Here is a 22,293-nt window from a genome sequence, read left to right as displayed (position 1 = left end):
TCATATTTGGATATAGTAACATTGTGTTAATATTTATGTTGATTTATGTATTCATCTTTGTGACATTTCATTCTATAACCGCCTTAACTGCTTGTTAAAAAAATGTTTACCTTCCCCCTTGGTTAATCACTTGTAGGATTTGTTAACAAATAAAAAGATTGTCTAGGTTTTTAGAGAATAAAAACACAAATCAAAACGGATATTTGACCTCCTCCACAATATTGGAAAGTTAATTTGTTAAAATTTGGATAAATTTTAAACTGATTAAGTATTTTTTCGACTATTTTGTGAGTTTGATCAAGAAAATAAGGCACATTTGCCTGTGTTGAGTCAGGTTTTTCCTGAGATACTGGTGTAGTAAAATCGAATTATCGGTTAGACTAAGCGTGTTAGTAAAAATTTTGTAGATTGACTGACACGTTTTAGCATTAGCCAGTAATTGGGTGTTAAAAATGAGTGTTAAATTTGTTAAATCGCGATAGAAAACAGTGTGATTTATTACAAAGTTTTCTAAAAAATAAGAAAGGTATAAATAGACTGTTATTAATTGTTTAATTAGCAAGTCTGTTTAATACGCCTTTTTTTTCGTAATTAGAAATGTGGTGTAAACCGCCGGATAAGAGTTGGTTAATTGACACCACCTTTGATGAGTAAGCAATGAGTATGTCTACAACCACCGAAGTTATCGCCCATCATTGGGCATTTGCTGTCTTCCTCATAGGCGCATTGGGGTTATGTTCGCTCATGTTGTTGGGTGCCCGCTATTTAGGCGGACGCGCACAGGCAAGGGCAAAGCATGTTCCTTATGAATCTGGTCTTGATTCTGTTGGCAGCGCTCGTCTGCGCATGTCGGCTAAATTCTATTTAGTTGCCATGTTTTTCGTTATTTTCGATGTTGAAGCATTGTTTCTTTATGCCTGGGCTGTTTCCGTTCGTGAAGTCGGCTGGTTAGGCTTTATTGAAGCATCAGTCTTCATCGCTATTTTATTAGCTGGATTATTCTATTTGGTTCGCATAGGTGCATTAGATTGGACGCCTATTCGCTCTCGCCGTGAAACTGCGAGTAAAAGCCATGTTCGATTAACCAGCGGCAAACATCCGCAGCAGTAATAAGCGAGGCATTAGAAATGGATTATACCCTCACCCGCATAGATCCGAACGGTGAGAATGACCGTTATCCCCTGCAAACACAGGAAATTGTCAGTGACCCATTAGATGCTCACGTTCATCGCAGCGTGTATATGGGAAAACTGGAACATGCGTTGCATGACGTTGTGAACTGGGGACGGAAAAACTCTTTATGGCCATATAACTTTGGTCTTTCTTGTTGTTACGTTGAAATGGTGACGTCATTTACAGCAGTACATGACGTGGCTCGTTTTGGTTCCGAAGTCTTACGTGCATCCCCTCGTCAAGCAGACTTTATGGTGGTTGCAGGTACGTGCTTTACGAAAATGGCACCTGTTATTCAGCGTTTATACGATCAGATGTTAGAACCTAAATGGGTTATCTCTATGGGTGCATGTGCTAACTCTGGTGGTATGTATGACATCTATTCCGTAGTGCAAGGTGTGGATAAGTTCATTCCAGTTGATGTGTATATTCCTGGATGTCCGCCACGCCCTGAAGCTTATATGCAAGCATTAATGTTATTACAAGAGTCCATTGGTAAAGAACGTCGCCCATTATCGTGGGTTGTCGGCGACCAAGGTGTTTACCGTGCCAATATGCAATCAGAACGAGAAAGAAAACACGGTGAGCGTATCGCAGTCAAAAATCTGCGTACTCCTGACGAAATTTAAAGGCTTTTGCCTAAGACGTAACCAGAGCAATGTGTTGCGATCATAGTAACCCTGATCAAAGTTGTGGTGAATAGAAATGACCGATCAGATAGCGCAAAAAAGCGCTCGGCCTGCGTGGGAAACGACCGATCATATTGATGATCAGGTGGTTAATGAACTGCGTCAGAAATTTGGGCCAGATGCGTTTACGTTCCAGCCTACTCGTACTGGCATGCCAGTTGTTTGGGTTAAACGGGAACAACTCATTGAGGTAATGCAATACCTCAAATCTTTACCAAAACCTTATGTTATGCTGTTTGATATGCATGGTTTTGATGAGCGTCTTCGTACGCACCGTCAAGGCTTGCCAGCAGCAGACTTTTCCGTTTTCTATCATCTGATATCAATCGATCGTAATAAAGATATTATGTTGAAAGTCGCATTAAGTGAAAATGATCTTAATGTTCCGACTATCACATCTCTCTTTCCTAACTCGAATTGGTATGAGCGTGAAGTCTGGGATATGTTTGGGATTGTCTTTAATGGCCACCCAAATTTACGCCGTATAATGATGCTTCCTGATTGGGAAGGTCATCCACTGCGTAAAGATTATCCTGCTCGTGCGACAGAGTTCGATCCTTATGTGCTGACAAAGCAGAAACAGGATCTAGAAATGGAATCGCTAACATTTAAACCTGAAGAGTGGGGGATGAAACGCGGTACTGAGAATGAGGACTTTATGTTCTTAAACCTCGGCCCTAATCATCCATCTTCTCACGGTGCATTCCGTATTATTCTTCAACTTGATGGCGAGGAAATCGTCGATTGTGTGCCAGATGTGGGTTATCACCACCGTGGTGCTGAAAAAATGGGTGAGCGCCAATCTTGGCACAGCTATATCCCATATACAGATCGAATCGAATACCTTGGCGGATGCGTTAACGAAATGCCTTATGTACTTGCAGTGGAAAAACTTGCGGGTATCGAAGTGCCTGAACGCGTTAAAGTCATTCGTGTCATGCTGTCTGAGCTATTTCGTATTAATAGCCACTTACTGTATATCAGTACCTTTATCCAAGACGTTGGTGCAATGACGCCGGTGTTCTTCGCCTTTACTGACCGTCAAAAAGTCTACAACATTGTTGAAGCGATTACGGGATTCCGTATGCACCCCGCATGGTTCCGTATTGGCGGTGTTGCTCATGACTTGCCACGCGGTTGGGAACGCTTATTACGTGAATTCTTAGATTGGATGCCAAAACGTCTAGATTCTTACGTAAAAGCAGCGTTGCAAAACAGTATTTTGAAAGGTCGTACTATCGGTGTTGCCTCATATAACTCGAAAGAAGCGTTAGAGTGGGGGGTCACAGGTGCGGGTCTTCGTGCAACAGGCGTTGAGTTTGACGTGCGTAAATGGCGTCCATATTCAGGTTATGAAAACTTTGAATTTGAAATTCCGGTCGCAAGTAATGGTGACTGTTACGATCGCGTAATGCTGAAAGTAGAAGAGTTACGCCAGAGTTTACGCATTTTGGAACAGTGCTATAAAAATATGCCAGAAGGGCCATTTAAAGCAGACCATCCACTGACAACGCCTCCACCAAAAGAGCGCACATTACAGCATATCGAAACTATGATTAACCATTTCTTACAGGTTTCATGGGGCCCGGTTATGCCTGCTAATGAATCATTCCAGATGGTTGAAGCCACTAAAGGGATCAACAGCTATTACTTAACCAGTGATGGCAGCACAATGAGCTACCGTACACGTATTCGTACACCTAGTTTTGCTCACTTGCAACAAATCCCAGCGGTTATCCGCGGTAGCTTGGTTTCTGACTTGATTGTGTATCTGGGAAGTATTGATTTTGTAATGTCGGATGTGGATCGTTAATCATGCAAAATGAATTAAACCAAAAAGATGACGCAGTGCAGATTGAAATTGTTGATGTCACGCATTCAAAGAAAGCGACGTTTGTATTAACTGAAGAAGAACGCGCTGAAATTGAACAAGAAAAACATCACTACGAAGATCCGCGAGCTGCATCTATAGAAGCACTGAAAATTGTGCAAAAGAACCGTGGATGGGTGGAAGACGGCGCGATCTATGCGATTGCGGATGTGCTTGGGATACCAGCTAGCGATGTTGAAGGCGTTGCTACGTTTTATAGCCAAATTTTCCGTCAACCCGTTGGTCGTCACATTATTCGTTTTTGTGACAGCGTGGTTTGTCATATTACAGGTTATCAAGGCATTCAAGCAGCAATTGAAAAGCATCTTAATATCATCCCTGGTCAAACAACACCAGATGGTCGCTTTACATTACTGCCAACCTGCTGTTTAGGTAATTGTGATAAAGGTCCTACCATGATGGTAGATGACGATACTCACAGCTTTGTTAAACCTGAAGAGATTGAAACGTTACTGGAGCAGTATCCATGACAGCAATTTCAGGAGCAAAACCGATTATCCGTAGCGCAGAAACGCACCCGCTAACGTGGCGCTTACGTGATGATCGTCAGCCTGTATGGCTGGATGAATACCGTGCTAAAAACGGTTATAAAGCGGCAGAAAAAGCATTAAAAGGCATGTCACCGACTGAAGTCACAACGGAAGTCAAAGATGCTGGCCTAAAAGGTCGTGGTGGTGCTGGATTCTCAACGGGCTTGAAATGGAGCCTGATGCCAAAAGATGAAAGCATGAATATCCGTTACATCCTTTGTAATGCAGATGAAATGGAGCCGGGAACATATAAAGACCGTCTCTTAATGGAAGAGCTTCCACATCTGTTAATTGAAGGGATGATTATCGGTGCTCACGCACTAAAAGCTTATCGTGGTTATATTTTCCTTCGTGGTGAATATATTGAAGCGGCTAAGCATTTACGCCATGCGATTGAGGAAGCAAAAGCAGCAGGTTTCCTTGGTAAAAATATCTTCGGTTCAGGGGTTGATTTTGAGCTGTTTGTTCATACAGGTGCTGGTCGTTACATCTGTGGTGAAGAAACGGCATTAATCAACTCTTTAGAAGGGCGTCGTGCTAACCCGCGTTCTAAACCGCCATTTCCTGCAACATCAGGTGCATGGGGTAAACCAACTTGTGTCAATAACGTTGAAACACTGTGTAACGTGCCCGCGATTATTGAGCATGGTAAAGATTGGTATATCGGCTTAAGTGAAGGCAAAAGCCCAGATGCGGGTACTAAATTAATGGGATTCTCTGGCCGCGTGAAGTATCCGGGCTTATGGGAATTACCATTTGGTACAACAGCGCGTGAGATCCTTGAAGATTACGCAGGTGGAATGCGTGATGGCCTCAAATTGAAAGCGTGGCAACCAGGTGGTGCTGGCACTGACTTTCTAACGGAAGATCACCTCGATCTTCCAATGGATTTTGGCACGATTGCAAAAGCAGGTAGCCGTTTAGGCACAGCGCTTGCGATGGCAGTAGATAATGAAATTAATATGGTTTCATTAACTCGCAACTTAGAAGAATTCTTTGCGCGTGAATCTTGTGGCTGGTGTACACCTTGTCGTGATGGCCTGCCATGGAGTGTCGAAATCTTACGTGCGATAGAAAATGGTAAAGGTCGTCCTGGTGATATCGAAACCCTTGAGCATTTATGTCGTTCTTTAAGTCCAGGACACACATTCTGTGCTCACGCACCGGGTGCTGTAGAACCTTTACAAAGCGCCATTAAATATTTCCGTGAAGAATTTGAAGCGGGCATTATTCAAGAAGATTATACCAATGCCAACTTAATCAGAGGTATTCAGCCTAACTTGCTGAAAAGCCGCTGGTAATTTTTCACGACACATTCTAGGTTTAACGCCTGCTGCGCAGGCCTTTGGGAAGCATGCTGACTATGGCTACGATTCATGTAGACGGCAAAGAATATGAAGTTAACGGGGCTGATAACCTGTTAGAAGCCTGTCTTAATTTAGGCTTAGATATTCCTTATTTTTGCTGGCACCCAGCGCTGGGAAGCGTTGGCGCTTGCCGCCAGTGTGCGGTTAAGCAGTATCAAAATGCTGAGGATACCCGCGGTCGTTTAGTGATGTCTTGTATGACGCCAGCGACTGATGGCACGTTTATTTCTATTGATGACGAAGAAGCGAAGAAATTCCGCGAAAGCGTTGTTGAATGGTATATGACAAACCATCCTCATGACTGTCCAGTTTGTGAAGAAGGGGGTAACTGCCACCTTCAAGATATGACGGTAATGACAGGTCATACTATGCGTCGCTATCGCTTTACGAAGCGTACACATAGAAATCAAGATCTGGGGCCGTTTATTTCTCATGAAATGAACCGTTGTATTGCTTGTTACCGCTGTGTTCGTTACTACAAAGACTATGCTGATGGCACTGATTTAGGTGTTTTTGGTGCGCATAACAACGTTTTCTTTGGGCGTGTTGAAGATGGCACGTTAGAGAGCGAATTCTCGGGTAACTTGGTCGAAATTTGTCCGACAGGTGTATTTACTGATAAAACTCACTCATCACGTTATAACCGTAAGTGGGATATGCAGTTTGCACCAAGTATTTGCCAAGGTTGTAGCATGGGTTGTAACACAAGCCCGGGTGAACGCTATGGTGAATTACGTCGTATTGAAAACCGTTATAACGGAACTGTAAACCGCTATTTCCTCTGTGACCGTGGTCGTTTTGGCTATGGCTATGTGAACTTAGCAAGCAGACCTCGCCAACCTAAAAAACGTTTAGGTAGTAACTGGTTAGAGATCAGTGCGGTTCAAGCAACTCAAGCTGCTGCGGATATGCTGAAGAAAAGCCAGCGTATCGTCGGTATTGGCTCACCGCGTGCAAGTATCGAAAGTAACTTTGCATTACGTGAAGTTGTTGGTGCTGAAAACTTCTATAGCGGTATTTCTACATCAGAGCAGAAACGTTTGACATTAATGCTAGAGATTTTACAAAAAGGTGGCGTTCATACTCCATCTCTACGTGAAATTGAAGATTACGATGCGGTTTTAGTGTTAGGTGAAGATTTAACGCAAACCGGTGCTCGTATGGCATTGTCTGTGCGCCAAGCAGTGAAAGGCAAAGCGCGTGAAATGGCCGCTGCTCAAAAAGTCGCTGACTGGCAAATTGCTGCGATTATGAATATTGGGCAACGTGCGAAATATCCTCTGTTTGTAACTCATGTTGATGAAACTCGCCTTGATGATGTTGCTGCGTGGAGTTATCGCGCGCCTGTTGTTGATCAAGCACGCTTAGGTTTTGCGATTGCCAATAATATTAACGGTGAAGCACCTGCGGTTGATGGTATCGATGACGCGCTGAATAAACATATCGAGATGGTTGTTCAAGCACTTTCTCAAGCAAAAAAACCATTAATTATTAGTGGTAGTCATGCCGGTAGTGAAGACGTTATTAAAGCTGCTGCCAACATTGCGTTTGCATTAAAAGCAAAAGGCAATGAAGTGGGACTTTCTTTCGTTGCTGATGATGCAAACAGCATGGGTCTTGCCATGATGAATGCGCAACCTCTTGATGATGCGTTAAAAATCATGCGCAGTGGTCAAGCTGACACCGTTGTTGTTATGGAAAACGATTTATATCGCCATTTTGACGCCGACATGATTGATGATGCGATTGCGAAAGTTGATAACTTAATTGTTATTGACCACCAGCAAACAGACATTATGGCGAAGGCACATTTGGTTCTCCCTGCTTCTTCGTTTGCTGAAAGCGACGGCACCATGGTTAGCCAAGAGGGTAGAGCACAACGTTATTTCCAAGTATTCGAACCTTCTTTCTATAACAAAGAAGTCGTGATGCATGAAAGCTGGCGTTGGTTAAGTGCGGTTGATTCACAATGGCATGAAAGAACACTGGATTGGACACAGTTAGACAATGTGATTGAGCATTGTGCGACACGCCTTCCTCAGTTTGCAGGCATTGTTGATGCAGCTCCGAATGCGTCATTCCGTATTCGTGGTCAAAAACTGGCGCGTGAACCACATCGTTACAGTGGTCGTACTTCCATGTTGGCGAATGTGTCTGTTCATGAACAGCGTCAACCAAAAGATATCGACACCCCATTTGCGTTCTCAATGGAAGGTAATAACAGCCCAACAGCACCTCGTCAGCAAATTCCATTTGCATGGGCGCCGGGTTGGAACTCACCTCAAGCATGGAATAAATTCCAAGCAGAAGTGGGTGGCAGCTTACGCTTTGGTGATCCGGGTGTGCGTCTAATTGAATGTGGTGATAGTACTCTTGGCTACTTCACGGATATTCCTGCGCCATTTAATGCACAGAAAAATCAATGGACTGTCGCACCTTGCTACCGTTTATTTGGTAGTGAAGAATTATCACAACGTGCAGAAGTTATCCAATCTCGTATGGAAACGGCTTATTTAACATTGAGCGAATCTGATGCACAAGCATTAGCGTTAACTCAAGGTCAGCAAGCCATGTTTACTTACGAAGGTCGTGAATTCACCTTACCTGTGAAAATCAGTGCTCACCTGACTCAAGGTCAAATTGGCTTGCCGTTAGGTATGGCAGGTATTTCTCCATCGCTGGTGGGTGTATCGGTTCGTCAACTGCGGGGTATTGCATAATGAGCTGGTTATCTCCTGAAGTTACAGAGATTTTACTCACCGTTCTAAAAGCCGTGGTGATCTTGCTTGTCGTGGTCACCTGTGGTGCTTTTATGAGTATGGGGGAACGCCGTTTACTGGGATTATTCCAAAATCGTTATGGGCCTAATCGTGTAGGTTATGCAGGTTCAGCACAGTTAATTGCGGATATGATCAAAATGTTCTTTAAAGAGGACTGGATCCCAAAATTTGCTGACCGCTTTATCTTCACCATAGCACCAGTAATTGCGTTTTCATCTTTATTGCTGTCATTTGCCATTGTACCTGTTAGCTCAACATGGGTTGTTGCTGACTTAAATATCGGTATTTTATTCTTCTTGATGGTTGCGGGTATCGCGGTTTATGCCGTGTTATTTGCAGGTTGGTCAAGTAACAATAAATATTCATTGTTAGGTGCAATGCGTGCATCAGCACAAACCGTAAGTTATGAGGTATTTTTAGGACTCTCAATCTTAGGGGTTGTTGCTCAAGCAGGCTCTTTTAACTTGACAGATATTGTGAATTCACAAGCGAATATGTGGAATGTTATCCCACAATTCTTCGGCTTTATTACGTTTGCGATTGCCGGTGTTGCTGTTTGTCACCGTCATCCATTTGACCAACCAGAAGCAGAGCAAGAACTTGCTGATGGTTATCACATTGAATATTCCGGTATGAAATTCGGTCTGTTCTTTGTTGGTGAATATATCGGGATCGTTGCGGTATCAGGTCTTATCGTGACGTTATTCTTTGGTGGTTGGCAAGGTCCTTTCTTACCGTCATTCATTTGGTTTGCACTGAAAACAGGATTCTTCATGATGATGTTCATCCTTATTCGTGCTTCGTTACCGCGCCCGCGTTACGACCAAGTGATGTCTTTTGGTTGGAAAATTTGCTTACCGTTAACTCTTATCAATCTGCTGGTAACTGCTGCAGTGATACTTTACAACGCTCAATAAGGGGTGATTGAACCATGACTTTAAAAGAGTTATTGACTGGTTTCGGCACCCAGGTACGAAGCATTTGGATGATTGGCTTACACGCCTTCGCCAAACGTGAAACACAGATGTACCCGGAAGAACCTGTCAATGTTGCACCACGTTACCGTGGACGTATTGTATTGACGCGTGATCCCGATGGTGAAGAGCGCTGTGTTGCTTGTAACTTGTGTGCAGCAGTTTGTCCAGTTGGCTGTATTTCATTACAGAAAGCAGAACATGAAGATGGCCGTTGGTATCCGGAATTTTTCCGTATCAACTTTTCTCGCTGTATTTTCTGCGGTTTATGTGAAGAAGCTTGCCCAACAACGGCGTTGCAATTGACGCCTGATTTTGAAATGGGCGAGTTTAAGCGTCAGGATCTGGTTTATGAAAAAGACGATCTGTTGATTTCTGGACCCGGCAAATATCCTGAATATAACTTTTACCGTAAAACAGGTATGGCGATTAACGGCAAAGATAAAGGTGAAGCTGATGATGAAGCTAAACCTATCGATGTCAAAAGCCTGTTACCGTAAGGAGCGATATTCATGGAATTTGCATTTTACATCGCGGGGCTGATTGCCATCCTTGCAACATTGAGAGTTATCACTCATACCAATCCAGTACACGCATTGTTGTACTTAGTGATTTCATTGATTGCACTCTCTGTGGTTTTCTTCTCGCTGGGCGCCTATTTTGCAGGTGCATTAGAAATCATCGTTTACGCTGGCGCCATTATGGTGTTGTTTGTTTTCGTGGTGATGATGCTCAACCTAGGTAAATCCGTCGTTGATCAAGAAAGAAAGTGGCTGCAACCGAAGTTTTGGATTGGACCAGCACTTTTATCTCTGATGCTATTAGTCGTGCTTATTTATGCAATTAGTAGTGTCACTCACGGTGAAATTACTGGAGAAATAATTGGCGCGAAAGAGGTCGGTATTAGCTTATTTGGGCCTTATATTCTGGCTGTTGAGTTAGCATCTGTTCTCTTATTGTCAGGGTTAATAGTTGCTTATCACATTGGTCGTGATCAGAGCCATGACGATCTCGTCGAAAACGACATCGTTGAAAACGAAAATGCAGGGGAGCAAAAATGATACCTCTTCAACATGGTTTGATCTTGGCTGCGGTACTGTTTGTGTTAGGTTTTACCTGCTTAGTACTTCGCCGCAACCTGTTGTTTATGTTGATCGGACTAGAAATTATGATTAATGCGGCTGCACTGGCATTTGTTGTCGGTGGTAGCTTTTGGGGTCAAACAGATGGTCAGATAATGTATATTCTGGCTATCAGCTTGGCGGCGGCAGAGGCAAGTATTGGTCTGGCATTGTTGTTACAGCTTCATAGACATCGCCAAAACATCAATATTGATACAGTCAGTGAGATGCGCGGATGAATATACTCTATTTAACCATTCTGCTACCACTGCTGGGATTTTTACTGCTCGCTTTCTCACGTGGTCGTTGGTCTGAAAACGTATCAGCATGGATTGGTACAGGTTCGGTTGGTTTATCGGCTTTAGTTGCACTTTGGGCTGGTATGGATTTCTTTGCCAATGGGCAAGAAACTTATGTTCTGACTTTATGGAATTGGATGTCAGCAGGGAATTTTAATATTCCGTTCACTCTGGTTCTTGACGGTCTTTCATTAACCATGCTGGGTGTTATTACTGGGGTTGGCTTCCTTATTCATATGTATGCATCGTGGTATATGCGTGGCGAAGAAGGGTATTCTCGCTTCTTTGCTTATACCAACTTATTTATCGCAAGTATGGTTGTTTTAGTACTGGCTGATAACATGATGCTGATGTATATGGGTTGGGAAGGGGTTGGTCTATGTAGTTACCTGTTAATTGGTTTCTATTATAGCAATCCAGCTAATGGCGCAGCGGCGATGAAAGCGTTTATTGTAACGCGTATCGGTGATGTGTTCTTAGCTATCGGTATGTTTATCCTGTTTGATCAATTAGGCACATTGAGCTTCCGTGAAATGGCAGAGCTTGCTCCTGAGCAATTAGCAGTAGGTTCAAGTGTCATTAACTGGGCAATGTTAATGGTATTAGGCGGTGCCGTAGGTAAATCTGCACAGCTTCCATTACAAACTTGGCTAGCCGATGCAATGGCAGGTCCAACACCGGTATCTGCATTAATTCACGCCGCAACCATGGTTACAGCGGGTGTGTACTTAGTGGCACGTAGCAATGCGCTATTCTTAATGGCACCAGAAGTACTAGAATTAGTCGGTATTATCGGTGCAGTTACATTAGTACTAGCGGGTTTTGCAGCTTTAGTACAAACAGACATCAAACGTATTCTTGCTTATTCAACCATGAGCCAAATTGGTTATATGTTCTTGGCTTTAGGCGCTCAAGCATGGGATGCGGCAATTTTTCACTTAATGACTCACGCTTTCTTTAAAGCATTACTGTTCTTATCCGCAGGTTCGGTAATTGTAGCCTGCCACCACGAACAGAATATCTTTAAGATGGGCGGGTTACGTAAGAAGATCCCATTTGTTTATGCTTGTTTCTTAATTGGTGGTGGCGCATTAGCCGCATTACCACTGTTAACAGCAGGGTTCTTCAGTAAAGATGAAATCTTATGGGGTGCGTACTCAAACGGGCATTTTAATTTAATGCTAGCAGGGTTAATTGGTGCGTTATTTACGTCACTTTATACCTTCCGTTTGATTTTCATCGTATTCCATGGTGAAACCAAAACCGAAGCACACCAAGTTAAAGGTTTTACACATACTTTCCCATTAGCGGTATTAGCACTGTTATCAACGTTTATCGGTGCATTAATTACTCAACCGTTAGGTGCTGTTTTCCCTGAAGTAAATGCATCTCATGATGGTAAGTATGTGTTAGAAATACTTTCTGGTGTGGTAGCGATTGTAGGCGTTGCCATTGCAGCATGGTTATACCTGAAACAGCGTCAATGTGTTTCTAAGGTTGCCAATACTCGTACCGGTCGTTTCTTCTCAACATGGTGGTTCCATGCTTGGGGATTCGATGCACTGTATGAAGTGCTGTTTGTCAAACCTTATAAAGGGGCGGCGTGGCTTATCCAAAATGATCCTGTGAACCAATTCTTTAATTTATTTGGTTGCTTGCTTAAAGGCACCAATAAAGGATTAAGTTTCAGTGAAAATGGATTAGCACGTTGGTATGCGGCTTCTCTCGGTTTAGGTGCAGTGCTGGTTATCGCTCTGCTGCTTCTGGTTTAATTAAGGGACACATTGCGCCATGTTATTACCCTGGCTAATACTTATTCCCTTCATCGGTGGCCTGCTAAGTTGGCAGGCTGAACGAATCGGCTCGCAAGTTCCTCGCTGGGTTGCGTTGCTGACGATGGGGTTAACACTCGTTATTTCTGTGCAACTATGGTTGCAAGGCGATTATCAACTACTCAGTGCTGATGGAGCGCCACGCTGGACAGAGTATTACTTTGTGCCGTGGATACCTGCATTAGGGATAAACATCCAGTTCGCACTTGATGGTATGTCATTGCTGATGGCTGTTTTAACCGCAATTTTAGGTATTTTAGCGGTACTCTCTTCGTGGAGTGAAAACCAACCATCACAAGGTGCTTTCCATTTTAACCTGCTGTGGATCTTAGCGGGTGTAATGGGAGTATTTTTAGCAACGGACTTGTTCTTATTCTTCTTCTTTTGGGAAATGATGTTGATCCCAATGTATTTCCTGATTTCTTTATGGGGACACAAAGGAAGTAGTGATAAAGCACACGTCAGTGCAGCAACGAAATTCTTTATCTATACACAGGCAAGTGGCCTGTTAATGTTGCTGGCTATTATCGGTTTAGCGGTTGCTTTCTACCGTGAAACAGGTATTTGGACGTTTAGCTATGACACCTTATTACAAGCACACACCGTATTAAGTACTGAGCTACAATTTATCCTGATGTTAGGTTTCTTCGCTGCATTTGCGGTGAAAATGCCAATCGTTCCTGTTCATGGCTGGTTAGCCGATGCGCACGCAGAAGCACCAACAGCGGGTTCTGTTGACTTATCCGGTATTTTATTAAAAACAGCAGCTTACGGTTTATTACGATTTAACTTACCACTATTCCCAGAAGCATCAGCATTGCTTGCTCCTGTGGCAATGTGGTTAGGTTTAATTACCGTATTTTATGCAGCACTACTGGCATTTCGTCAGACAGATATTAAACGTCTTGCGGCTTACAGTAGTATTTCTCACATGGGCTTTATCGTGATTGCGATTTATGCTGGCTCTGTATTGGCTTACCAAGGTGCTATCATTCAGATGATCACTAACGGCTTGTCAGCTGCAGGTCTATTTATCATGTGTGGCATGCTATATGAGCGCTTAGGTACACGTGATATGAATCAAATGGGTGGATTGTGGAAAAGCATCCGTTTCTTACCAGCGTTTTCGCTGTTCTTTGCGGTCGCCTCTTTAGGTATGCCAGGAACAGGTAACTTCGTCGGTGAGTTTATGATCCTGTTTGGTACTTATGGCAACTTTAAGCTGATCACGATTATTTCGGTCTTTGGTTTAGTCTTTGCATCTGTTTACGCACTATGGATGATGCAACAGGCTTACTACGGTTCACCGAAAACAGCTGAAAGAACCTATAAAGGGTTGGATCTGAGAGAATTCTTTATCCTGATCACCTTGGTGGTTTTACTGGTTATTCTGGGCTTCTTCCCGCAACCTGTATTAGACACTTCGGCATCAGCGATGGAAAATCTCCAGACTTGGTATTCCGCTTCTATTTCAACAGTAAGGCCGTAATTCGCCATGACAATAACTCCTGAACAATTGATCGCAATGCTACCGCTATTAATCGTCGGATTGACGGTGGTGGTTGTGATGCTGTCCATTGCGTGGCGACGCGATCATTTCACCATTGCCACTTTGACAGCAACGGGTTTCATTATTGCGTTGGGATCACTCTATTACGTTAATGCATTAGGCGTCGTTGACGTGACCACGCTTTACCATGTTGATGGATACTCTAGCTTCTTTACTGCGCTAGTTATTCTTTCTGGTATTGGTACTATCGCTTTTGCTTATCCTTGGTTAGAAGGCTATCAAGATAACAAAGAAGAGTTTTACTTGCTGATTTCGATTGCAGTAGTGGGGGGAATTTTACTCTCATCTGCTCATCATTTCGCATCGATGTTTATTGGTATTGAATTGCTGACATTGCCACTGTTTGGTCTTATCGGTTATGCATTCCAACAACGTCCATCACTGGAAGCGGGCATTAAATACATGTTGCTTTCAGCAGCTGCGTCTTCTTTCTTACTGTTTGGTATGGCACTTCTCTATGCAGAAGCAGGAAACCTTTCCTTTACTGCCATGGGACAAAGTTTAAGTGATAGCAATATCCATAAACCATTAGTGCTTGCAGGTTTAGGCATGATGTTGGTGGGAATTGGATTTAAATTATCTTTATTCCCATTCCAATTATGGACACCAGATGTTTACCAAGGTGCGCCGGCACCAACTGGGGCATTCTTAGCTACAGCAAGTAAGATTGGTATTTTTGCGGTTGTGATGCGTTTATTCCTTGAAGCGCCGGCGGCAGATAGTGAAACTTTACGAATGATCTTAGGTTTCATGGCAATTGCCTCTATCCTGTTTGGTAACATTATGGCGTTAACGCAAAAAAGCGTGAAGCGCTTACTGGGTTACTCTTCGGTATCACATCTTGGTTATCTACTAGTAGCATTAATTGTATTGCAATACAGTCCTGTGCTGGCGCAAGAAACGGCTGAAATCTATTTAGCGGGTTACTTATTTGCAAGCTTAGGTGCATTTGGTGCAATCGCGGTAGCTTCAAGTCCTTATCGCGAAAGCGAAATGGATTCACTAGAGGATTACCGTGGATTATTCTGGCGCCGCCCTGTTGTTGCTGTGGTTATGTCTCTGATGATGTTATCACTGGCTGGTGTGCCAATTACCTTAGGGTTCATTGGTAAACTATATGTGATTATTGCAGGTATTAACTCAAGCTTATGGTGGTTAACCGGTATGGTCGTGTTAGGTAGTGCAATTGGTTTATTCTACTACCTACGCGCTGCTGCAATTGTCTTCTTACGTAAACCAGATAATGACAATACGCCTGCGATTGCAACAACATCACAAAATATGGCGACATTTGTTGCATTAATTTGTGCGATTGTTGTGATTGCATTAGGTGTATGGCCACAACCATTAATTGAATTGACGAATTTTGCGATTATTGCACCTGTAGCAAACTAATTGATAAAAAACGTCTTCAAATATTAAAACGGCTCTTGTGATAGAGCCGTTTTTTTATCGATATATTTATTTATCATTCATTATTTTTTATTATCACCATAGTATAAGGAGAAATTATCTAAAAATAAGAATAGAGGAATGATAAAGTGTTCAGTTAATGAAATATTTTCTTTTAATTCGATGAGTTGCTGTTGAATAACAAGCCAGTACTCGTTTAATAAAAGCATTTGATTAATGAATATTTTTAAAAAATGATCAATATCTGTTAAAGCGTAGTAATGTTTTAATTCAAAGAGGATATTTTGTTTTTTGTTTTTTAGCCTACTTATCTCTTTAATTTGCTTTAGATAAAGGTCAGTTAATTGATGACGAGCATCAACAATATTTGTATAAGAAAAACCACTATCCAAAATAGAGAATAATTTTGAGAGTATATTAATCAACGTGTTTAGTATGTTTTTATCATTGACTTCAATATCGAGATTTTCAATGTTCTCTTTAGAGGGAAACGAATTTGTGAAAAGATAGAGAAAACCTTTCTCATGTAAAATAATCTCGCTTTTTTGTATAATATCGAGTTCTTTCTTGGTTTCAAGACAAATGTTATCTAAGCTAATAAGCTCTTGTGTAAGTGAGTTAATTAATCTTTCTTTCTCTTTGATAGAAGGCATGAGTTCATCAAGAATAAATTGTGTATTTAAATAGGCAATTTCTGAAGAGATGAATACACAGTGTTCAATAATAGTACTAATTGTTTCATCAATTTCATTAGAATAGATATTTAATATACTTTTTTTTTCTTCTTCCAGTCTTATTTTTAGCTCAAGACTGATTTTATTACTATCAATTTCATTGTTAATTTCGTTAATTGTTCTAAATGTTCCATTGAGTAATTTCTGTCGCAATCTGCTTTTTAATAATAGTGAAAAATAAATGATTTTTTCAATATTTTTATTATTTCTTTCTAAGAAAAGTGTAATATTCTTATTCATTTTATCTTCTGTGTAACACTTGTTATTGCCAAAATAAAGGATATTACGATAAGCATGAAATAATTTATTGTGTTCAAAGGACGAATCTAATACTAAAGAGTTATCATTGTTTTTCATAACAATTCCTTTTGTTAATTTGATGAGTAAAAAGAAGAGAGTGCATTATCAAAAGAAAGTAGAATTTCCTTAGAGTAACCAATAACCATATACCAAGGAGAAATAATTTTTTCAAAATAAATACTAAATTTAATAAGTTCTAATGCGTTGTTTATTTTATTGAAATTAGCAAGAGAAACGTCTATTTCAGTTAATATTGCTTGCCAAATATATTCAATATGCTCAAGTGCCATATTCGTATCTTCAATAAGCTGTTCAATTTCTTCTAATTCAATATAAAAAGAGCTTAAGCAAAATGATAAACTGGTATACTTATCTATATTATCATTAAGATTTTTTACCTTTTCAATTAATTCATTTTTCTTTTTGCGTACTTTCTCCGCTTTTTCCCCAAAAATACCACCAGTAATAATGACTCCAATAATACCTGCTGCAAGCCCTGTAAAGGCAAGTCCGACGTAGTTTTTATACTCCTCTTTGAGTAATGAAATATCTTCAATAAGCAGGTCTCTCTCTTCAATAAGTGAGCTACGATCATTATTATAAAACTCATTCAAAAATTTCTTTTTATTTAGAATTTCATGATATATTGAATGATGTACCGTCTCTTTACTTTCCACTCCGCCAACAATTTTATTTCTAAATATTGATAAGCTCTTTTTTATTTTTAATGTTTTCTTTTTCTCTTCTGTTATATCTTTTTTCATACTTTCTAATATATGAATAAGCTGAGTTGTTACTTGTTTATCTTGATCGCTATATTGGATTTGTTCTAATTCTTTATCTGAAAGATCGCTAACTAAAGTGTCAATTTTTACTAGTAATGGCATTTGGTTAATAAATGATATTATTTTTTCACCCGTAGACGTGATTTCTCTACCCATAATTTCTAGATCTATTGCTTGCTGTTTTATATTGTACTCAATTTTATTCCACTCAAAAGCATGTTCACGCATTCTAACAAAAAGGGATAAGATATTATCCGGAGAGAGTTGAGGTACACTTATTTCATTATAACCAACAAAATCGATAACATCTTCTTGTGTGAAAGGAAGGGAAAGTGTTTTATTAACATAAGATTTTATTTTAATTAAATCATGTGAAGTAACTATGCCAGGTAATCGACCATTTTTGATACCCTTTCCTAATATTAAGCCGAGTGCAACTTTAGGGATATCCGGTGATTCAATAATTTGATCAACCTGTTCAAAGATGGTTGTATCCATATAACCTCTCTTATGTATAATGATTTTTTATCTATACAGCATGTTTTTAGAATGATTTGTTTACTATTTAGAATTTACAGATTAATGCTTCTACTTTGTAACATGAAAAATACAAAACTTTGATAAATGACAAAGGTTATAATTAATCAGTCCTTTGATAATTCTTATAGAGACGTATAATCTCCTTTTTAATTAGTTGTGGGTATTTGGAGTGGAAAAGGTTAATCCTGTGTTTTCGACACTGTACGAAAAAGTTAAAAAAATAAATCTGACAGCACAAGGTAATCTTTTACATTTGAAAGTCGCCTTGCCGTCAGATGTTTCGTTCTCATTGCTCTCATGGCTTGCTGCTCAGGTGTATTATCCGCAATTTTATTGGCAGCACCGCGATGAGAGTGAAGAAGTGGCAGTGTGTGGGCAATTATGTTGCTTTAATCATATTCAAGACGCTCGCCAATTTTTAGCAACGCATCAGTCTGGTCTAAATATTGATGATGTGCGTATTTGGGGCTTAAATGCGTGGGATACCATTATTCCTGGCCGTATAGATGAGATAAACGGGGATGATGCCTATCTTTTTTTACCTAGGATTGAAATTAGACGCCACCAGCAAGAGCTTTCTGTTCATTTAAATTTACTTGATGACGCTGATAAAAAAGACACCTTAGATTTTCTGCAAACATTAAATCAATCGCTAGATATTGAGCCTCTCTCTGTTTCTGTGACTCAAGTTAATCACTCTTTAACGCAAGAGCAGTGGACTCATTATCTTAATATTGCATTAGATGAAATTAACCAAGGCTTATTTGAAAAAGTGGTGCCAGCAAGGGCTACGTGCTTAACATTGGATAATCCACTTAAAGCTATTCAATTTATGAAAGCAAGTCGTGATGTCAATCATCATTGCTATCATTATATGTTGGCATTTTCACCTTCAGATGCCTTTATGGGATCAACACCTGAAAGATTATATAAACGTGATGAGTTGATGCTGTATACCGAAGCGTTAGCAGGAACCGTAGCGAGTTCGGATAATGAGCAACAAGCAACAGTATTTGCAGATTGGCTGATGAATGACAAAAAAAATCAGCATGAAAATTTGGTTGTCGTTGATGATATTTGTCAACGATTACAAGGTGGTGTTGACGGTATTGATGTCTCTCCAGCTGATGTTATCCGCTTACGGAAAGTGCAGCATCTTCGTCGTTATATTCATGGAAAATTAATTAATTCAAATGATATTGATTGTTTAAAACGATTACAGCCAACTGCGGCGGTGTGTGGATTACCAAGAAGTGTTGCACGCGCTTTTATTCGTAAACATGAGCCTTTTGAGCGCCGTTGGTATGCTGGATCCGCTGGGTATTTATCGCTTCCTCATGCAGAATTTGCAGTAAGCTTGCGTTGCGGTGAGTTGCATGATGATACCTTGACGCTATATGCGGGTGCGGGTGTTGTGGCCGACTCTGATCCACAGCAAGAGTGGGTAGAAATTGAAAATAAAGCGGCAGGTTTACGAACGTTGCTGGAAAAAGAGAGTTAATTTTCTACCGAAAATCGGAGTTCAAATAAATAGCATCAGCAATAACAATCATAATTTGATGAGTTTTTTTTAAGCCAGTAATTTAGTGCTACTCTTCAAATAACCACTGCTAGTTGTTAATTAATTGATGCTATTCTTTAGCTCTGTAGCGTTATTTATTCTTATTCTTAATGATAAAAAAGAGCGCTTTGAAAATAAGGCGGACAATTTGCCTAAATAATGCACTCTTTGAGTGTTTTCTTTAACGATTTATTTAACGAAAACTTCTGTTCATTGAACTAGGCTAAGGAAAAGTATTTAGGAACAGATATTATAATAGCAATTGCAGGTTTTCGTTGTTGGGATGATCAATGTCTAATAGTTCGTTTAATCGCCAATGGGCTAAAGTTATACTCGAAACTTTGACTCGTCATGGTTTACGCCATATCTGTATCGCACCCGGATCTCGTTCGACTCCTTTAACACTTGCAGCTGCCGCTAATCAAAAATTAATATGTCATACGCATTTTGATGAACGTGGGCTTGGGCATTTAGCCTTGGGATTAGCAAAAGCGTCAAAAGAGCCTGTGGCGGTGATTGTGACATCAGGTACCGCTGTCGCTAATTTGTATCCGGCATTAATTGAAGCGGGATTAACGGGGGAGCGTGTTATCTTTTTAACCGCAGACCGACCGCCGGAATTAATTGATTGCGGTGCAAATCAAGCTATCCGTCAGCAAGGTATCTTTGCAACGCATCCTTCACAAACACTCTCTTTACCACGACCGACAACGGATATTCCCGCAAGTTGGCTAGTTTCTACACTTGATAATGCGATGAATACATTGGTTCATGGCGCATTACACGTTAATTGTCCTTTTGCTGAGCCGTTATATGGTGATGATGTTGAAACATCAATGCCATGGACTGAGGCTTTAGGAAATTGGTGGAAAAATGATAAACCGTGGTTACAAGAAACTCGTTTTAACGCCGTTTCAACACATCCTCAATGGAATGAATTACGTCAGAAAAAAGGTGTTGTGATCGCTGGGCGTATTAGCCCAGAAGAAGGGAGGGAAGTCACAAAATGGGCATCACAATTAGGTTGGCCTTTATTAGGTGATGTATTGTCCCAAACTGGACAACCGCTACCTTGTGTCGATTTATGGTTGAATAACTCGCAAGCAAAATCAGAACTCAATAACGCTGAAATCGTTATTCAATTTGGCTCAAGCTTAACAGGTAAACGTTTATTGCAATGGCAAGTGGGATGTTCTCCCAACGCTTATTGGATTGTTGACTCTATTCCAGGGCGCTTAGATCCCGGGCATCATCAAGGTGAAAAATTTACATTATCACCCATGCAATGGTTAAGGGCGCATCAGGCTGTTGATAATTTACCTTGGACTAAAGCATTAACAGGTATAGCTACACAAACCTATCAAAAGGTAAGTGAAATAACGAATTATTTTGGTGAAGCTCAAGTTGCACATCAATTAGATAAATTACTTCCTAGTGATGGACAGTTATTTGTTGGCAATAGTCTGATTGTTAGATTAATTGATGCATTTGCTCAATTACCACAAGGTTATCCTGTAATGAGTAACCGAGGTGCAAGTGGTATTGATGGTTTGATTTCAACCTCTGCGGGTGTTCACCGCGCGACAAAAAAGCCAACATTAACAATTTTGGGCGATTTATCGGCACTGTATGATCTGAATAGCTTAGCGTTACATCAACAAGTTTATGCGCCTAATGTTATTATCGTGGTGAATAATAATGGTGGACAAATATTTTCTATGTTACCCACGCCAGAGGCAGAGCGAGAACGTTTTTACTGTATGCCTCACTCATTAAATTTCAAACATGCAGCCGCAATGTTTGGCTTGCATTATGTATCACCAACAAGTTGGGATTCACTGTTAACGACTGTTCAGGAATGCTGGACAGGGGCGCCAACAACGACATTAATTGAATTAATTGTTGATGATACTGATGGTGCAAAAACATTAAATCAGCTGGTAAAACAGGTAACATCTCATGACTTTAGCATGTCAGCGATATAATACCCATAATGAAGGGCCTTGGTTAGTTTGGTTGCATGGGCTATTAGGTGAAGGTTGTGAATGGGAGCCTGTCATCCAGGCTTGCCATGAATATCCATCACTTGTGATTGATTTGCCTCGTCATGGTGGTTCTGCATCTATCAGTGCGAAGGATTTTGTTGAAGTTAGTACATTACTAACTGACACATTAAAAGAGCAACGTATCGATCATTATTGGTTAATTGGTTACTCGTTAGGTGGCAGGATCTCGATGTATCATGCATGTTTTGGTGATACAACAGGATTAATGGGATTGATTGTAGAAGGTGGCAACCCAGGTTTATATGATGCAACAGAAAGGCAAAGTCGCATTGCACATGATAAACGTTGGGCTGAGCGTTTTCGTAATGAACCTATTTATGATGTATTAACACAATGGTATCAACAACCCGTGTTTGCTGATCTTAGTGACAAAAACCGACGATTATTGGTTGAAAAACGTCGTCATAATGCGGGGTTTTGTATTGCAGAAAGTTTAGAGATGCTTTCTTTAGGCCATCAGCCTTGGCTAGTCTCTGAATTGCAGCAACTCACTTTGCCATTTATTTGGCTTTGTGGTGAGAAAGATAGAAAATTTCAAGCGATAGCGCAGCAATATTCGCTACCATTAACAACTATCCCGCAAGCTGGGCATAATGCGCATCAGGCACAGCCAGCGGCTTATGCTGCGGTGATAAATCATGTTTTATCCCTCTTTGGTTAAAGGAACC

General features: G+C 40.8%; 18 protein-coding genes. 16 read left to right on the top strand and 2 right to left on the bottom strand.

What is annotated here, in order from left to right:
• The first annotated feature begins 657 nt into the window (after positions 1-657).
• From ABN080_RS06205 to nuoN, 13 genes are all read left to right on the top strand, one after another.
• Entirely contained in the window at positions 658-1,110 is a 453-nt protein-coding gene (locus tag ABN080_RS06205) for an NADH-quinone oxidoreductase subunit A (protein ID WP_072068609.1), read from the top strand.
• Between the two features lie 17 nt (positions 1,111-1,127).
• Positions 1,128-1,802, top strand: a complete 675-nt coding sequence (locus ABN080_RS06200) for a NuoB/complex I 20 kDa subunit family protein (RefSeq protein WP_072068608.1) — start codon at positions 1,128-1,130, stop codon at positions 1,800-1,802.
• Positions 1,803-1,878: 76 nt separating this feature from the next.
• Positions 1,879-3,675 carry an NADH-quinone oxidoreductase subunit C/D gene (gene nuoC / locus ABN080_RS06195; RefSeq protein ID WP_072068607.1) on the top strand — a complete coding sequence of 599 codons (1,797 nt, stop codon included), beginning with the start codon at positions 1,879-1,881 and terminating at the stop codon, positions 3,673-3,675.
• Positions 3,676-3,677: 2 nt separating this feature from the next.
• Entirely contained in the window at positions 3,678-4,223 is a 546-nt protein-coding gene (gene nuoE, locus ABN080_RS06190) for an NADH-quinone oxidoreductase subunit NuoE (RefSeq protein WP_006533305.1), read from the top strand.
• Complete coding sequence (nuoF, locus tag ABN080_RS06185) at positions 4,220-5,584, top strand: NADH-quinone oxidoreductase subunit NuoF (RefSeq protein ID WP_072068606.1); 1,365 nt, start codon at positions 4,220-4,222, stop codon at positions 5,582-5,584. The genes nuoE and nuoF overlap by 4 nt, the downstream gene beginning before the upstream one ends.
• 53 nt (positions 5,585-5,637) lie before the next feature.
• Positions 5,638-8,370, top strand: coding sequence for an NADH-quinone oxidoreductase subunit NuoG (gene nuoG, locus ABN080_RS06180; protein WP_349440618.1), 2,733 nt, complete (start codon positions 5,638-5,640; stop codon positions 8,368-8,370).
• On the top strand, positions 8,370-9,347 hold the full coding sequence (gene nuoH / locus ABN080_RS06175; RefSeq protein ID WP_006533300.1) for an NADH-quinone oxidoreductase subunit NuoH: 978 nt from the start codon (positions 8,370-8,372) through the stop codon (positions 9,345-9,347). The genes nuoG and nuoH overlap by 1 nt, the downstream gene beginning before the upstream one ends.
• A 14-nt stretch (positions 9,348-9,361) precedes the next feature.
• On the top strand, positions 9,362-9,904 hold the full coding sequence (nuoI, locus tag ABN080_RS06170; RefSeq protein ID WP_036935576.1) for an NADH-quinone oxidoreductase subunit NuoI: 543 nt from the start codon (positions 9,362-9,364) through the stop codon (positions 9,902-9,904).
• A gap of 12 nt (positions 9,905-9,916) precedes the next feature.
• The gene (gene nuoJ, locus ABN080_RS06165) at positions 9,917-10,465 is read left to right on the top strand and encodes an NADH-quinone oxidoreductase subunit J (protein WP_072068604.1); all 549 of its coding nucleotides are present in this window, start codon (positions 9,917-9,919) and stop codon (positions 10,463-10,465) included.
• The gene (nuoK, locus tag ABN080_RS06160) at positions 10,462-10,764 is read left to right on the top strand and encodes an NADH-quinone oxidoreductase subunit NuoK (RefSeq protein WP_023581731.1); all 303 of its coding nucleotides are present in this window, start codon (positions 10,462-10,464) and stop codon (positions 10,762-10,764) included. Before nuoJ ends, nuoK begins: the two co-directional genes overlap by 4 nt.
• The gene (gene nuoL / locus ABN080_RS06155; RefSeq protein WP_115350026.1) at positions 10,761-12,596 is read left to right on the top strand and encodes an NADH-quinone oxidoreductase subunit L; all 1,836 of its coding nucleotides are present in this window, start codon (positions 10,761-10,763) and stop codon (positions 12,594-12,596) included. The genes nuoK and nuoL overlap by 4 nt, the downstream gene beginning before the upstream one ends.
• Before the next feature lie 19 nt (positions 12,597-12,615).
• Complete coding sequence (gene nuoM / locus ABN080_RS06150; RefSeq protein ID WP_349439175.1) at positions 12,616-14,145, top strand: NADH-quinone oxidoreductase subunit M; 1,530 nt, start codon at positions 12,616-12,618, stop codon at positions 14,143-14,145.
• Positions 14,146-14,151: 6 nt separating this feature from the next.
• Entirely contained in the window at positions 14,152-15,621 is a 1,470-nt protein-coding gene (gene nuoN, locus ABN080_RS06145) for an NADH-quinone oxidoreductase subunit NuoN (RefSeq protein ID WP_072068601.1), read from the top strand.
• Between the two features lie 80 nt (positions 15,622-15,701).
• Here nuoN and ABN080_RS06140 read toward each other — a convergent pair whose 3' ends face one another.
• Both ABN080_RS06140 and ABN080_RS06135 read right to left on the bottom strand, forming a co-directional pair.
• Positions 15,702-16,730 (bottom strand): alpha-xenorhabdolysin family binary toxin subunit B, encoded by a 1,029-nt coding sequence (locus ABN080_RS06140; RefSeq protein WP_349440617.1) that lies wholly within the window; start codon positions 16,728-16,730, stop codon positions 15,702-15,704.
• A 14-nt stretch (positions 16,731-16,744) separates the two neighbouring features.
• A complete protein-coding gene (locus ABN080_RS06135; protein ID WP_349440616.1) occupies positions 16,745-17,956 on the bottom strand; it encodes an alpha-xenorhabdolysin family binary toxin subunit A in 1,212 nt (403 codons plus the stop codon).
• A 211-nt stretch (positions 17,957-18,167) separates the two neighbouring features.
• On the opposite strand from ABN080_RS06135, the gene ABN080_RS06130 reads away from it, so the two are divergent.
• From ABN080_RS06130 to menH, 3 genes are all read left to right on the top strand, one after another.
• A complete protein-coding gene (locus tag ABN080_RS06130; protein ID WP_349440615.1) occupies positions 18,168-19,499 on the top strand; it encodes an isochorismate synthase in 1,332 nt (443 codons plus the stop codon).
• 350 nt (positions 19,500-19,849) lie between these two features.
• Positions 19,850-21,544 carry a 2-succinyl-5-enolpyruvyl-6-hydroxy-3-cyclohexene-1-carboxylic-acid synthase gene (menD, locus tag ABN080_RS06125; RefSeq protein WP_349440614.1) on the top strand — a complete coding sequence of 565 codons (1,695 nt, stop codon included), beginning with the start codon at positions 19,850-19,852 and terminating at the stop codon, positions 21,542-21,544.
• On the top strand, positions 21,519-22,286 hold the full coding sequence (gene menH, locus ABN080_RS06120) for a 2-succinyl-6-hydroxy-2,4-cyclohexadiene-1-carboxylate synthase (protein ID WP_349440613.1): 768 nt from the start codon (positions 21,519-21,521) through the stop codon (positions 22,284-22,286). The genes menD and menH overlap by 26 nt, the downstream gene beginning before the upstream one ends.
• The last annotated feature ends 7 nt before the right edge of the window (positions 22,287-22,293 follow it).

Origin of the sequence: Proteus sp. fly-1089 (assembly GCF_040138965.1) — a bacterium.
Classification (GTDB): Bacteria; Pseudomonadota; Gammaproteobacteria; order Enterobacterales; family Enterobacteriaceae; genus Proteus; species Proteus vulgaris_B.
This window is presented reverse-complemented; position numbering and strand designations above follow the sequence as displayed.

Bases quoted from the DNA above. Each gene is read 5' to 3' on its own strand.
- nuoN (WP_072068601.1), top strand. From the start codon at position 14,152: ATGACAATAACTCCTGAACAATTGATCGCAATGCTACCGCTATTAATC.
- nuoE (WP_006533305.1), top strand. From the start codon at position 3,678: ATGCAAAATGAATTAAACCAAAAAGATGACGCAGTGCAGATTGAAATT.
- ABN080_RS06205 (WP_072068609.1), top strand. From the start codon at position 658: ATGAGTATGTCTACAACCACCGAAGTTATCGCCCATCATTGGGCATTT.
- nuoK (WP_023581731.1), top strand. From the start codon at position 10,462: ATGATACCTCTTCAACATGGTTTGATCTTGGCTGCGGTACTGTTTGTG.
- nuoH (WP_006533300.1), top strand. From the start codon at position 8,370: ATGAGCTGGTTATCTCCTGAAGTTACAGAGATTTTACTCACCGTTCTA.
- ABN080_RS06140 (WP_349440617.1), bottom strand. From the start codon at position 16,730: ATGAAAAACAATGATAACTCTTTAGTATTAGATTCGTCCTTTGAACAC.
- nuoM (WP_349439175.1), top strand. From the start codon at position 12,616: ATGTTATTACCCTGGCTAATACTTATTCCCTTCATCGGTGGCCTGCTA.
- nuoJ (WP_072068604.1), top strand. From the start codon at position 9,917: ATGGAATTTGCATTTTACATCGCGGGGCTGATTGCCATCCTTGCAACA.
- menD (WP_349440614.1), top strand. From the start codon at position 19,850: ATGTCTAATAGTTCGTTTAATCGCCAATGGGCTAAAGTTATACTCGAA.
- menH (WP_349440613.1), top strand. From the start codon at position 21,519: ATGACTTTAGCATGTCAGCGATATAATACCCATAATGAAGGGCCTTGG.
- nuoG (WP_349440618.1), top strand. From the start codon at position 5,638: ATGCTGACTATGGCTACGATTCATGTAGACGGCAAAGAATATGAAGTT.
- nuoL (WP_115350026.1), top strand. From the start codon at position 10,761: ATGAATATACTCTATTTAACCATTCTGCTACCACTGCTGGGATTTTTA.
- nuoF (WP_072068606.1), top strand. From the start codon at position 4,220: ATGACAGCAATTTCAGGAGCAAAACCGATTATCCGTAGCGCAGAAACG.
- ABN080_RS06200 (WP_072068608.1), top strand. From the start codon at position 1,128: ATGGATTATACCCTCACCCGCATAGATCCGAACGGTGAGAATGACCGT.
- nuoI (WP_036935576.1), top strand. From the start codon at position 9,362: ATGACTTTAAAAGAGTTATTGACTGGTTTCGGCACCCAGGTACGAAGC.
- ABN080_RS06135 (WP_349440616.1), bottom strand. From the start codon at position 17,956: ATGGATACAACCATCTTTGAACAGGTTGATCAAATTATTGAATCACCG.
- nuoC (WP_072068607.1), top strand. From the start codon at position 1,879: ATGACCGATCAGATAGCGCAAAAAAGCGCTCGGCCTGCGTGGGAAACG.